Origin of the sequence: Pseudomonas cichorii (genome assembly GCF_019719005.1) — a bacterium.
In the GTDB taxonomy this organism is placed as follows: Bacteria; Pseudomonadota; Gammaproteobacteria; order Pseudomonadales; family Pseudomonadaceae; genus Aquipseudomonas; species Aquipseudomonas cichorii_E.
On the sequence record NZ_JAIGPJ010000062.1, the window covers coordinates 1 to 15,195 of the forward strand.

A 15,195-nucleotide genomic window follows, 5' to 3' on the forward strand; every position below is an offset into this window, starting at 1 on the left:
GTCGATATGAACGAGCGGGCCTACAAAGAAGGCACTGAAGGCCCCAAACACGACTACCCGACGCCGGGTGCATGGTCGGACTGGAAGCGGGCAGAAATCGGGGTCAATGCCAATACCATTGAGCGCACGCTGCGGCCGGTATTTTTCAATAACCGGCTGTTCGTAACCTGGGTGGATATGATCCCTGTGTCCGAAGAGATTGAAATCACTCTGCCCACAGGCAGCATCAAGCCCAACCCCGATGGCAGCATCCCCATTACTCCGGCCCCGCCACCAACCTCCACTCCCAAGGTGCGGCTGCTCTTCAATGTCTCGTACAAGAAATATGACGATTCCTGGAGCGCGCCACTGATTTACATGGATATCACGTCACTCAAAATTTTTACCCGGGCAGGCAAGACGGTCAACCTTGAAAACGACCTGAACAGCATTGCCGTATTTGATCTTTCGGCTTCACCGGAATCTCTGTTTATCGCCATCTATGCCGGTGAAAATCTGGTCAGTGGCGATACGGACGGGTCTACTTCAGATTATGCACTGCTTGAAACTGCTTTTATTGATAAAAATTTTAATAAGGAAAGATCGTTCCCAAAAGCGGGCTTTGTATGGGACAACTATGACGGAGCAAAAGCCGAACTCCATGAAAGCCGAATTCGTAAAACCTGCTGGGCGCTGGCCTTAAAAAACAAAGAAAATTTTCAGTTTACGTGGAATGTGCACATCGGTTTTAAAACCGTCATAACGCAAGCAGTGAATTCAGACTCTAGCAATTGGAATTACAACAATTGGCAACCCATAATTCGTGCAATTGAAGCTCACGAAATACAACCCACCATTGATTATACAAACTCATCCATACATTTAACCACAGACATAAACGCCAATATAATCCCTAACCGTAACGTGGAGCCAGTTACATTTGACATCCAGTTCTTTTACAAGCAAACCTTATGCTTTAATATGCACCTTATCATAGATGAGAGCGAAGGCCATTATGACAAACTACTGCCAGGATCATTTATAACACTCGAGTTCTTCCGTGGTATAGATCAAGAATTGGCTGTCGAATTTTCCATGTATTTAACCCCTGGAATTCCAATAGAACTGACAGACTTCATAAGAAACCCCAACCACCTTCCGTACTTTTATCACCCCGGAATGGAGAAAATTGATGCGACAGATGGATATGTAAATAATTATTTATTGAAACTAGCCAGAGGTGAAACCCCCTATCCGATTACAGCCATAGCGCTTGGAATCATGAGAGTCAACTTCATTGACCCCTACAGCTTCAACCTGACTATCAAAGCAAATGATCCTGCCCCTAGAGTATCACTACACCAATACATAAATCACCCCTTGAACATGGCAATGCCTTATGAAACCCAGACAAAAATCGCCAAGACTACTGACAAGGAAAACCTATTAACGCCGACCCCATTTTCTATAACAATCCCCTTTAACAAAACAAACCTAATGCCGGCCTTATCTACCATATTTATCGAAGGCTCAAAGAAATTCTATATCACCCACGGTGTTGGTATTATCAGAAAGGCAGATAACCGTTTGATTGGCTCCGCCATCAAATCCACCGAAATAGAGCTCACCTGGGAATCCGAAGGCGGCGTCGACCCCATCGCCCCCAAAATCAACAAACGCACCGACCCATTGCTGGGCATTGCCGAATACATCGACTTCTCCACCTCCAGCATAAAATTCAGCGACGGCTCGACTGACGACAAGCGCGACCCGATCCGCATGAACACCCTGTTCGCCCGTGAACTGATCAACAAGGCCAATATCGCCCTGGAAGCGTTGCTGTCCTGGGGGACACAACAGCTACCGGAACCGCCGATTGGCGAAGAAACCGCGCCGAGCAAGATGGACTTCAAAGGGGCCAACGGCCTGTACTTCTGGGAGCTGTTCCTGCATCTGCCGTTCATGATTTCCTACCGCCTGAATCTGGAGCAGCGTTTCAACGAAGCCGAATTCTGGCTGGGATTCATCTTCGATCCGGGACGCAAGGAAAACGCCAGTACCGGCGCGCCCGATTACTGGAATGTCCGGCCACTGACCGAGTTGCCGGACCCCGACTATTTCATGCGCGCCCCCATCGACCCAGACGGCATCGCCGCCAGCGACCCGGTCCGTTATCAGAAGGCCGTTTACTTCCACTACATCAAGAACCTCATCGACCGTGGCGACATGGCCTATCGGCAAGTGACACCGGACAGCCTCGGCGAAGCCAAGCTCTGGTATGTGCGAATTCTGGACCTGCTCGGGCCACGTCCCGATGCCGTAATCACCAGCCAGTGGACACCGATCAAACTGGGGAGTTTGGCGGCGGCCAGTAACCCCGGCTTGCGCGCGTTCGAGACGCAACTGATCCAACAGGAACAGCAGGTCCGCGACAGCGCGGCGGCCAATGATGGCAAGGCAGTGATCAGTTTCACTCAGCCGTCGCTACGCCTGAGCACTTCCGGGTACGACCCGACGCTGGTCGAGGAAGACAACGGGCACTTTATCGTGCCCATGAATACCGAGCTGACCAAATACTGGGACATGGTCGAATCACGCCTCTATAACCTGCGCCATAACCTGACCCTGGATGGCAAACCCTTGTCGCTGCCGCTGTTTGCTGCGCCGCTGGACCCACGCGCCCTGCTCGCCGCCTACGCCAATGGCGCAACCGAAGGTGGCGCGGGCAGCCTGCTGGCACAGGAAACGCCGCACTACCGCTATGCGGTGATGTTTAACCGGGCGAGTAACGCGGTGGATAACCTGATCCAGTTCGGCAATACCTTGCTGTCGATCATCGAACGCAAGGAACAGGGGCAACTGATGGAGTTGCAACAGCAACTGGCGTGGAAGTTCGCGCAGTACGCCATCGATTTGCAACTGGAGGCTCAAAAAGTCGAAATAGAAATGCGCAAGGCGCTGGAGGCCAACAAAGCTATTGCCGAAGCGCGGGCCAGCTTTTACGGCAAGCTGGCGGACGAAAATGTCACTCGCGTTGAGAGCGATGCGCTCGCCGCTCATATGGTAGCCAGAGTGGCAAGCGGTGGTGCATCGGTCTCGAAGGGTGTTGCCGCAGCACTTAAACCCGTCCCAAACCATTTAGGCGTCCATTCAAGCGCAACCGTAGGATATGCGAGCGGGGCCGCAACGGGTGGCGCAGGGGGAGGATTCCAGCTTGAAGGTATTCCTGAAATGGTCGCCATCGGTGCAGAGGCTATCGCCACACTCGAAGACAGTGTCGGCACCGCTCTGGAACGTACGGAAGTTTTCCGCCGGCGTCTGCAGGAATGGGAAAACGCTCGTGATCAAGCCAAGCTGGAATCTGAGCACATGACCGCGCAACTGGCTGTCCATGATGCGCAGACTCGTGTCACAGCCTTGCAACTTCGCCAGTCTCAGGAAGCGAAGAAGCAGGCCGAAGTTGTGTATGCCTTCCTCAACAAACGCTTCACCAACAGCCAGCTTTACCAGTGGCTCAACGGCCAGTTCTCGACCTTCTACTATCAGGCCTACGACGCCACCTTTTCTCTGTGCCTGGCAGCACAGGCCTGCTGGCAATACGAAATTGCCGACTACGCAACAACCTTCGTAAAGCCCGCCGCGTGGAAAGACGCCTGGCGTGGTCTGACGGCTGGCGAAGCACTCAAGCTGAATCTGTTGCGTATGGATGCAGCCTATCTGGCCCGCAATGACCGTAAGCAGGAAATCGTCAAGACGGTTTCAGTGAAGCAATTACCTGTATCGACCGAAGAAGACCCGAGTATCAATCTGGGCTGGGATGCCGTACTCGCCCGACTGGCCGATGAAAACATCGCCGAATTTGAAATCACCCGGGCGATGCTCGATGCCGACTATCCCGGTCATCACCTGCGCCGCATCAAGCGCGTGAGTGTATCGCTGCCAGTGACACTCGGCCCGTACCAGGACATTCGCGCCACCCTGACGCAAACCTACAACGCGGTGCAGATGAACGGCCCGCAAGGCGCACCGAAAGAAAACATGCGCGCCAGCCAGCAGATCGCCGTTTCAACCGGCGTCGATGACGACGGCCTGTTCGTTTTCAACTTCGATGACGAGCGCTACCTGCCCTTTGAAGGCACCGGAGCGATTTCCCGCTGGGCCTTGAAGTTCAGTGCCCGGCAAGAGGACATGATCGCCTCGATCACCGACATCATCCTTCACCTGCGTTACACCGCGAAAAGCAGCTAACGAGGAAGAGCCAGAACCATGGACGTTCAAGCACAATCGCAACAAGCATCGCAGCCAGCCGTCGCGACGCCCTCACTGCCCAAGGGCGGCGGGGCCATTCAGAGTATCGGCAAAGGCTGGGGTGCCGTTGGCAGCACGGGTGCGGCGTCACTGGTGATCCCTCTGCCCGTCAGCTCCGGTCGGGGTTATGACCCTGCTCTGTCACTCAATTACCAGAGCACCATTGGCAATGGCCTGTTCGGTATTGGCTGGAACCTGAACATCGGCTGCGTGGCCCGACGTGCCAGCAAAGGCGTGCCCTTCTACACCGACGATGATCTGATCCTCGGCCCCAATGGCGAAGCCTGGCTGCCGGAGCGCGACGCCAATGGCACCATTCAGTTCACCAGCGCCAGCAGCTACAACGGCCATGATCTGGGCGCGACTTATCAGGTGGTTCGCTATTTCGCCAGGATCGAAGGCGCGTTCGAGCGAATCGAACACTGGCGTATCGACCCGGTCGATCCGGGTTTCTGGCTGATTCACGGCGCGGACGGCAGCTTGCACTTCTACGGCAAGAAGGCCAGTTCCCGCAGTACCGACCCGGCCGACTCGAACCGGGTCGCCGAGTGGCTGCTGGAAGAAAGCATGAACGCCACTGGCGAACATATCCTCTACGAGTACAAAGCCGAGGACGAAGCCGGGCTGCCTGATGACTACCCTCGGGACTTCATCGCCCAGTGCTATCTGTGGCGAGTGCGTTATGGCAATGCACAGGCGCATCCGGTGTTGTACCTGTGGGACGAAGACTCGCTGGAGAATCTGGAATGGCACTTCGACCTGCTGTTCGACTATGGCGAACGCAGCACTGACCCGAAGGCAAAACCGACTTATGCAGAACAGGCTGAATGGCCAGTGCGCAGCGACCCGCACTCCAGCTTTGCCTATGGTTTCGAGCTGGGCAATCTGCGGCTGTGTCAGCAAGTCCTGATGTTTCATCACTTCCCGAACGAACTCACGGTGTCACCGTTGCTGGTCCAGCGCTTACTGCTGGAGTACAAACAGACCGGGCTCAAATACAACCAGCTCACCGCTGCGCATTCACAAGCCTGGGACGGGACAGCCATAAAGCAGCTGCAACAGCAGCCCGCCCTGCAATTTACCTACAGCGAATTCGATAGCAAAAACGACATTTACAAACCAATGGATTCGATGCCGGGGCTCAATGACGGCCAGCGCTATCAGATGGTCGACTTATACGGCGATGGCTTGCCCGGCGTACTTTATAAAGAGGACAAGAGCTGGCGATATCGGGAACCGGTACGCGCTGATGCAGGCGGTGCTGATGCCGTAGCGTACGGTCCGTGGCAGGAACTACCCACCATTCCGACTGCCGACTCAAACGCAGCAGTGCGTCAGGCGCTCACCGACATGACCGGCGACGGGCGACTGGACTGGATCGTGGCCCAGCCAGGCATGTCAGGTTTTTTCACCCTCAACCCGGATCGTAGCTGGTCGAGCTTTGCCACCTTTGCGGCCTTTCCGCCCGAGTTCTTTCATCCTCAGGGGCAGATGGCCGATCTGGTCGGCAACGGGCTTTCGGACCTGGCCTTGATCGGGCCGCGCAGCGTTCGCCTGTATGCCAATCGCCGGGCCGCGGGCTTCGAGGCACCGACTGAAATCGCCCATGATGATGACCGCTTGCCACTGCTCAGCGACAGCCCCAACGAGCTAGTAGCATTTGCCGATCTGCTGGGCACCGGGCAGCAGCATCTGATCCGCATTCGGCACAACGAAGTCCGCTTCTGGCCAAATCTGGGGCGTGGGCGTTTTGGTAAAGGACAGTTGTTCGCCAGCTTGCCGTTCAGCTATGAGGCGTTCGATTCGAGCCGGGTTCTACTGGCCGATATGGATGGCTCCGGAGCCAGCGACCTGCTGTACCTTGAGTCGGACGGCATCCAGGTGTTCATGAACGAAGGCGGCAATGCGTTCGCCGCGCCTTTCGAGCAAGCCTGGCCCGACGGAATGCGCTATGACCGTTTCTGCCAGGTCAGCGGTGCCGATCTGCAAGGTCTGGGGTTTTCGAGCCTGGTCATCACCGCCCCACACATGCAGCCCCGCCACTGGACGTTGCACTATGCCGCCAACGCATTCGGTTTATTGCACAAACCCTACCTGCTCAAAGCCACGGACAACCATATGGGTACGACAGGCGAAGTGACTTATCGCAGCTCGGCTCAGGAATGGCTGGATGAGAAAAAGGACTTGCTTGCGGCAGGCAAGAGCGCTGTTTCACATCTGCCATTTCCGGTTCATGTGGTGGTCAAGCAAACCCAGAAAGACATCGTGACCGATAATACCCTGAGCCAGCTCTTCCAGTATCGACAAGGCTTTTACGATCCACGCGAACGGGAGTTCCGCGGCTTCGGGCTGGTCTTGCAGACCGATACCGAAATACCGCCTCAGCAACAAGAGGGCTTTACTGCGCCGGTACTGAACAAAACCTGGTTTCATACCGGGCGCGACCCGCAGCAGCCTCACGACGACTACGACGCCAGCGATCCGCAGGCCGTGCCGCTGGGTGAGCATCTGTTGTCCAGCTACGACCCGGCCACCCAGACCGAGCAACTGATCGTTGAGCCTGATGAGGCTACTCGGCGGGAAATGGCCCGCACACTCAGCGGTTCGCCATTGCGTACGGAAGTCTCAAGCACCGACGGCGTGCTGTATTCCGTACAAGCGCAACGCTATCTGGTGCGCCAGCTTCAGCCGCGCTCCCCACATCAGCCTTACGCCTTGATGATGCCGCTGGCGCTGGAGGCCATCACCTACCAATACGAAGCCGAGCAGCGTGATGACCCGATGTGCCAGCATCAGTTGAACCTGGCCTGGGACCATTACGGCACCCAGACCCACGCCGTAACGGTGAGTTATGCACGGCGCAAGAAACCGCAGGATACGCCACCGTTCGAGGATCCCTGGCAGCAACAATGGTGGCAGGCGTCCCATGACGAAGCGCAGCAGAGTTTCTACCTGAACGAAGTACGCAACGAAAGCATTCACCTGGACAGCCCGCAAAGCTGGCGCCTGGGCTTGCCCTATAGAACTCGGGGCAACGCCATGATCGCTCCGGCAAGCGCATTGGCACCGTCGCAGATCAGTTACGAGCACTTCATCGACCCACAAGGATCATTCGCTGCCCTGCCCCGCACCCTTACGGGCCTTTCGGTGCAGCGCTATATCGGGTGCGGCGATGGGGAAGCGACTTTCGAGGCGCTGGCTGACGCTGTCGAAAACGCAGAACTGGACGATCACGCACTCAGCGCCTACGACCGGGTCATGGATGCCGATCAACTGGCGATCCGGCTGGCAGAGGTGGGCTATCAACAAATGCCTTCGTTCCTGCCGGATGACGGCTTGAATCTCTGGTCAGTCAAACAAGGGTTCTTCACCTACGCCGGGCCTGAAGATTTCTACCGCATCACCACTTTCAGGCCGACCCGCAGCCATGGCTGGACCAGCGTCGAATACGACCCCTACGGTTTGTTCGTGACCAAAGTCACCGACCCGGTAGGTTGCGTCACCACCGCGACTTACAACTATCGCGTGCTGCAAGTGTTCCGCATCGTCGACCCCAACCAAAACACTCAGGAGGCGGACTACGATGCATTCGGCCGACTATGGTCGAGCAGTTTCTACGGCACAGAACTGGGCCAGGAAGTCGGCTTTGATCCACTTGATCCCAATGTACGCGTGTGGGGTGGTAGCAATCAGGCAATCCTGACGCCCGCAAACGCGCTGAAAAACTCGGCCACCGTTTATTACTACGACGGCAATGTCGCCTTTGATACGGGCACTGTCCCCTTTACCAGCGCTGCCCTTCAGGCAGACCGCTATCCGGGCGACCCAGACAAGCAGATCCGCATCAGCCTGGTGTCAGTGGACGGCTTCGGGCGCACCTTGCAGACCCGCCAACTGGTCGAGGACGGCGACGCCTATGCAGTCGATGAATACGGCAAGCTGGTTCTGGAAGGCGGCAAGCCGAAAATCGTCCACGCCTCACCTCGCTGGAGAGTCAGCGAGCGGGTGGAATACAACAACAAGGGGCTGGCGGTGCGGGTCTATCGCCCCTATTTCGCCAATAGCCACCTGTATGTGAAGGACGAATCGTTTCGCGAGCACGGTCATTTCGATCGCCAGTTCTACGACCCATTGGGACGCCCGACCATCACCCTCACCGCCAAGGGCTGGATGCGACGTCAGACGTATCGGACCTGGTACAGCATCAGCGAAGACGAGAACGATACGGCTGAAGAAATGCTGGCATTGAAAGCGTCAGGAGAGCGGTAATGAGCAATGCACTGCACGCCCAAACCCCGATTGTCACTGCTATTGACGGGCGGGGCCTGACGGTACGTGCAACCGAGTATCGCAAGCTTCAGGATCAGGACGAACCGCTCGCCCTGACATCGCGCATGGCCTATGACGCTGCCGGCCGCCTCACCGCATTCTGGGACCCACGCCTTTGGGCACTCGCGCAGCAGGATGCGGCATCACCCGCCAATCGTACTTACCGTTACGACCTTGCTGGCGTTCCGCTCCTGAGCGAGAGCGTGGACGCCGGCTGGGAACTGACCTTGTCGGCAGAGGCCAGCAATGTCGTTGAAAGCTGGGATACAAGAGGCAACAAACAGCAGATCAAATACGACCCCTACCTCAGACCCGTGGCGACCGTGGAGATCGACGCACAGCAGAATACCCGCACGATTATCCGCTCGGTGTATGCCGACAACAGCGAAGAGTCGGCCGAACATAACCGGTGCGGTCAACTGGCTCGTCTGGATGACACGGCAGGCTCGCTGCACTTTCCCGATTACGGGGTTCTGGGCCAGCTTATCAGCCAGCCCAGGCAATTCCTGAAAACCCCGGAACTGCCTGACTGGACAGACGCAACGGACTATCTCGACCTGGTGGAAGCCGAAGCATTTACCACGCACTGGCAGTACAACGCTGTCGCAGAGCCGACACTGCAAACCGACGCCAGAGGCAATGCCCAGCGTACGACCTACTCGGTTGCAGGCAACCTGAGCGGCGTCTATCTGCGCCTGAGTTCACAGAACGAAACCACGCTTGTGGACGGCATGATTTACAACGCCATCGGCCAGGTAGAAGAACAGACCGCGGGAAACGGCGTGGTCAGCCAGGCCGTTTATGAGGCATCCACCGGCCTGCTGCAAAGCCTGAGCGCAGGCCGCGCCGGCAATGAAGCCCTGCAATCGCTGCATTACGATTACGACCCGGTCGGCAACATCCTGCAGATCGAAGACAACGCCCAACCGATCCGCTTTTTCGCCAACCAGCGTATCGAACCGATCAACCGCTACCGCTACGACACGCTTTATCAACTGATCGAAGCCACAGGCCGTGAAGTCAAAACCGGTGCCAGCCATGGCCCCGCCTTGCCCGTCCTGCAAAACCTGCCACCCGATCCGAATCAGGTCAGCAACTACACCCAGAGTTACGACTACGACAGCGCCGGTAACCTGTTGCAGATGCGCCATGTCGGCGCACAAACTTTTACCCGCACCATGCGCGTGGCACCGGACAGCAACCGCAGTTTGCCGGAAGGTGAAGTCGAGGTGGATTTGGCCAACGGCTTCGATGCCAATGGCAACTTACTGCAACTGGTACGCGGCCAGACGCTGGAGTGGGACTTACGCAATCAACTCCAACAAATCACCACAGTTACCCGCGCCACCGCTGCAAACGATAACGAACACTACATCTACGAAGGCCAGGGTCAGCGCTGCCGCAAGATCAACAGCACCCAAACCTCCAGCCGCACGCTGAACAGTGAAGTGCGCTACCTGCCAGGACTGGAAATCCGCACCACGGCCGATGGTGAAATCCTGCATGTCATCACTCTCCCGGCAGGTCGCAGTAACGTGCGGGTTTTGCACTGGCAGGCAGGCCAGCCGAGCGGCATTGCCAACGATCAAGTGCGTTACAGCCTGGACGATCATCTGGGGTCGAGCACGCTGGAACTGGACCAGCAAGGCGGCCTGATCAGCCAGGAAGGTTACTACCCGTTTGGCGGCACAGCCTGGTGGGCGGCGCGCAGTGCTGTGGAAGCGAAATACAAGACGGTGCGTTACTCGGGCAAGGAACTCGATGCCAGCGGGCTGTATTACTACGGTTTTCGCTATTACGCGCCGTGGTTGCAGCGCTGGATCAATCCGGACCCGGCAGGTGATATCGACGGTTTGAATTTATATCAAATGCTGGGGAACAACCCCGTCAGCCGATTCGACCTGGATGGAAGAATGGACTCATCCGGGCCACCGGATCGAAAAGAAGCAAAAAGAAAACTTATCCACAATACGGTTGTTCATCTATCAGCACTGAAACTTATCAAAGAGCGAGTCCTGGCAGCCAGGCAGCAGATAGAAAACTATCTGGACCATGACGAGCGTGGTATCTCGGCTGTCAGACGCAGCACATCCCTGATGGGCCAGACCACCGCAAAAATGGCCGGTTCTACAGGCGGTGGCGCTGCAGCGGGAGTCTTGGCCGGGGTAATCGCATGCGGAGCATGCGGCCCCCCCGGGTGGGTGGCGGGCGGAGCTGTACTCGTCGGTGGGTTCGCAGCCGCGAAGGCATCAGGGTACATAACGGAAAAAGCCACTGACAAACTGAGATTGAACACTCCCATCAATTTTAAAAGCAGCGATCTGGAACCTGAGAAGATATTTGAGGAAGCTGAAAAAACAGCCCATTCACTGCTGGGGACGGTGATGCATGCAGTACGTGGATATACCGATATAAGGGATAAAAAAGCACGCCAGAACGTGTTGAGGTTAGTGGCTGGAACAGCATTGGAGCAAACTCCGGTGGTCGGCACTGCCATAAAATACGCTCCGGAATTCGTGGAGCTGACATACGAAATACAGCACAGCGAAAACCAGATAGAACCTGAGAAATGGGAGTTTCTGGACACTCATCTGGATGCACTGGAAACGGCTTTGCTAGAAAGGATGAACGCTCTCAAAGAGGAATTTGAAAGAACCGGCATAGAATCGGTAAAGGTCAGTGTAATACCGTTGAAATCGAGAGCATCGCTTGAATCCTTGAACAAAAAGACGACACAGGTAATCGGCATTATTAAAGAAACCCGAGATTTATCCATTGAAGCCCGGAAACCGAGTCGACAAAACTCACAGTTCAAGATGACTAGATTGTGAAAACGATAAGTGACGCAGACAGGGACGCTTGCGAATGAATATGGCGCTGCATACTCACACGCCTACGCTGATCGTTATTGACCCGCGAGGTTTGGCGATGCGCAGCGTTGCGTTTTGCCGTAGCGAGCAGGATCAACCTGCCGATGAGCGGGTGACCTCTCAGACTTTTGATCTGGCAGGACGGCTGGTCAATCAGCGTGATCCACGCCTTGCACTTCCCAATCTCAACACGACTTACAGCCTCAGCGGTCAGGCGCTGCTGACCGAAAGTGTCGACGCCGGTTGGCGGCTCGGGTTATTGAACGAAGCAGGCTTGCCGGTTGAAGGTTGGGACAGTCGCGATAGCCGACGCCAGGTTGAATACGATTCGATGCTGCGCCCTTTGGCAATCATCGAAGACGGACTGGTAACCGAGCGGCTTGGTTACGGTGGGCCAGATGGTTTTGAGCACAACCAGTGCAACCAGCTCATTCGCCATGACGATACAGCGGGGACTCGCCATCTGCCGGATTACGGTGTGCTCGGGGCTGCACTAATCGAAGCCCGGCATTTTTTACTTGATCCAGGAACACCGGACTGGCCACTGACCGAAGCAGAGCGCGATGCCCTGCTGGAGAGCGACAGCCTGGAAACACAGTGGGCGTTCAATGCTCTGGGCGAACAGATTCGACAGACCGATGCCATGGGTAATGCACAGTCCTTCAAACAGACCGTGGCCGGGCAATTGAAAGCCGTCGATCTGAAGTTATCGAACGCAACACAGACGCTGGTCAGCGATATCCATTACAACGCTTTCAATCAGGTCGATCAGGAAACGGCGGGCAATGGTGTTATCCGCCACTCGATCTACGATCCTCAAGATGGTCGTTTGATGGAAATCAGCGCGGGCAGCCCGGCGTTGCAGCATCTTATCTACGCTTACGATCCGGTCGGCAATATCCTGCAGATCGAAGATGCCGTGCAGCCGATTCGTTTCTTTGCCAACCAGCGGGTCGAACCGATCAGCAATTACCGCTACGACACCCTTTACCAGTTGATCGAAGCCACGGGCCGCGAGGTTAATACCGGTGCCAGCCATGGGCCTGCTTTGCCCGGCTTGCAGCCGCTACCGCCCGACCCGAACCAGATCAGCAATTACACCCAAAATTACGACTACGACGCGGCGGGCAATCTGTTGCAGATGCGCCACGTCGGCGCGCAAAACTTTACCCGCACCACGCGCGTGGCAACGGACAGCAATCGCAGCCTGCCCGAAGGTGAAACCGACGCGGACTTTGATACGGGCTTCGACCCCAACGGCAACCAACTGCAACTGGTCCGTGGCCAGACACTGGACTGGGATGTACGCAACCAACTCCAGCAAATCACCACCGTCACCCGCGCCACCGAAGCCAGCGATAACGAGCGCTATATCTACGACGGCCAAGGGCAAAGATGCCGCAAAATCAATAGCACTCTGACCTCCAGCCGCACGCTGAATAACGAGGTTCGTTACCTGCCGGGACTGGAAATCCACACCACCGCAGATGGTGAAATCCTGCACGTCATCACGGCCCAAAACAGTCGGGTACTGCATTGGCAGGCAGGCCAACCGAGCGGCATCGCCAACGATCAAATCCGCTACAGCCTGAGTGATCACTTGGGCTCAAGCACGCTGGAGCTGGACCATCAAGGCAAACTGATCAGCCAGGAAAGTTATTACCCGTTCGGCGGCACATCGTGGTGGGCCGCGCGCAGTGTTGTCGAGACGAAGTACAAGACAATTAGATATTCAGGTAAGGAGCGCGATGCCAGCGGGCTGTATTACTACGGATTCAGGTATTACGCGCCATGGCTACAACGCTGGATAAACCCGGACCCGGCAGGTGATGTGAACGGACTTAATCTTTTTTGTTTCGTGGGCAATAACCCCGTTCTCATCAATGATCTGGATGGCAGAATCTATATAGGTAAACAAGATGAACATGAAAAAGCCGTTTGGGAAGAATTACACATCATTTATTATCGCGGGCTAGATGAGTTTCCTACTGAGCTGAGAGAAAAATTAAAAAGCGAACTGATCACAGCGCATGCAATTTTTCAAGACGCACTGTACATGATTAAAACTCACCCTGAAGAAAGCCATGAAATCATGAAAGATTTTTTTGGCTTTTTCTATAACGATGCAAAAGACCAGATCATAGAAAATTGGGAGCAGAGTTTCTTACTAGCCGCCATTTATCGGGGCGATCTTGGAAAAGACAAAATTGTGGGCATCAAAAGGCCTCAATACTCAAATATGCAAGGTTTTGTTAGAGGCAAGGATCCTGAAGGTCGAATATGGTTGAATATCGATAATATTAACACCCCTGAGCTCGCCACTCTTCTAGGCCACGAAATCACTCATGTGGGTGAGGTCAGCGGAAGCCCTGTAAAAGGAGCAAAATCACGCGATTACTATTACCTTAATGATATAAATAACGTGTTCTCCGACCTAAGCAAACCCTTGATACGCAAATACACTTCTTCAGTTATTACTGGAGGGAGTATAGTTAAGGAACATATAAAAAACAGCATAGCCTTTATAGAAAAAATCAAGCTTCTTCATCCCTATCCAGACGAGGTGAACACTCTGGACGACGCAGTCAAAGCGTTCAATGATTTTCCCTCCATGCGCCCTCATATTGCTGCTGAGAATGCAGACTCGTTGATCCACGCGGCGTATCACCTGCACACACTTTTCAAGAGAGATATCTTGCCGAACTTACAACGTCAACAAGCGAGGCATTCGCACGCACAAGTACACCAATAGGCAACTTTTTATGCTCCACTCGATGTCAGATGAACCTGCCTGAGTCCCCGAACTCAGCTCAGGTCGCAAGCAGAGAACATTACGATGAATATGGCGCTGCATACTCATACACCTACGCTGATCGTTATCGATCCGCGAGGTTTGGCGATGCGCAGCGTTGCGTTTTGCCGTAGCGAGCAGGATCAACCTGCCGATGAGCGGGTAACCTCTAAAACCTATGATCTGGCAGGACGCATAGTCAGCCAGCGTGATCCACGTCTTACCATTGGAAATCTCCGTACCACCTACAGCCTCAGCAATCAGGCGTTGCTGACCGAAAGCGTCGATGCCGGTTGGCGGCTCGGGTTGTTGAACGAAGCAGGCTTGCCGGTTGAAGGGTGGGACAGTCGCGATAGCCGACGCCAGGTTGAATACGATGCTGTATTGCGCCCTTTGGCAATCACCGAAGACGGGCTGGTAACCGAGCGGCTTGGCTACGGCGAGGCGGATGGTTTTGAGCACAACCAGTGCAACCAGCTCATTCGCCATGACGATACAGCGGGGACTCGCCATCTGCCGGATTACGGTTTGCTCGGAGCTGCACTGATCGAAGCCCGGCATTTTCTGCACGCCTTGGAAACACCGGACTGGCCGCTGGATGAAGCAGAGCGCGATGCACTGCTGGAGAGCGACCGCCTCGAAACGCATTGGGCCTTCAATCCCTTGGGTGAGCCTCTTCTGCAAACCGATGCCATCGGGAATGCGCAATCCTTCAAGCAGACCGTGGCTGGGCAATTGAAAGCCGTCGATCTGAAGTTATCGAACGCAACACAGACGCTGGTCAGTGCTATCCATTACAACGCCTTCAATCAGGTCGAGCAGGAAACAGCAGGCAATGGTGTGATCAGCCGCTCGCTCTACGATCCGCAAGATGGTCGTTTGATGGAAATCAGCGCTGGCAGCCCAGCGTTGCAGCAT

4 protein-coding genes and 1 pseudogene are annotated in these 15,195 nt (G+C 55.4%); all 5 read left to right on the plus strand.

The window, feature by feature from the left end; genetic code table 11:
- The first annotated feature begins 6 nt into the window (after window positions 1-6).
- Complete coding sequence (locus K5D32_RS25270) at window positions 7-4,227, plus strand: neuraminidase-like domain-containing protein (protein WP_260407541.1); 4,221 nt, start codon at window positions 7-9, stop codon at window positions 4,225-4,227.
- 18 nt (window positions 4,228-4,245) lie between these two features.
- Entirely contained in the window at window positions 4,246-8,556 is a 4,311-nt protein-coding gene (locus K5D32_RS25275) for a SpvB/TcaC N-terminal domain-containing protein (RefSeq protein ID WP_221602264.1), read from the plus strand.
- The gene (locus K5D32_RS25280) at window positions 8,556-11,447 is read left to right on the plus strand and encodes an RHS repeat domain-containing protein (RefSeq protein ID WP_221602265.1); all 2,892 of its coding nucleotides are present in this window, start codon (window positions 8,556-8,558) and stop codon (window positions 11,445-11,447) included. Before K5D32_RS25275 ends, K5D32_RS25280 begins: the two co-directional genes overlap by 1 nt.
- Before the next feature lie 34 nt (window positions 11,448-11,481).
- Window positions 11,482-14,238: an RHS repeat-associated core domain-containing protein gene (locus tag K5D32_RS25285; protein WP_221602266.1), complete on the plus strand. Its 2,757-nt coding sequence runs from the start codon at window positions 11,482-11,484 to the stop codon at window positions 14,236-14,238.
- 84 nt (window positions 14,239-14,322) lie between these two features.
- A pseudogene (locus tag K5D32_RS25290) lies at window positions 14,323-15,195 on the plus strand (insecticidal toxin complex protein C1); the annotation flags it as partial.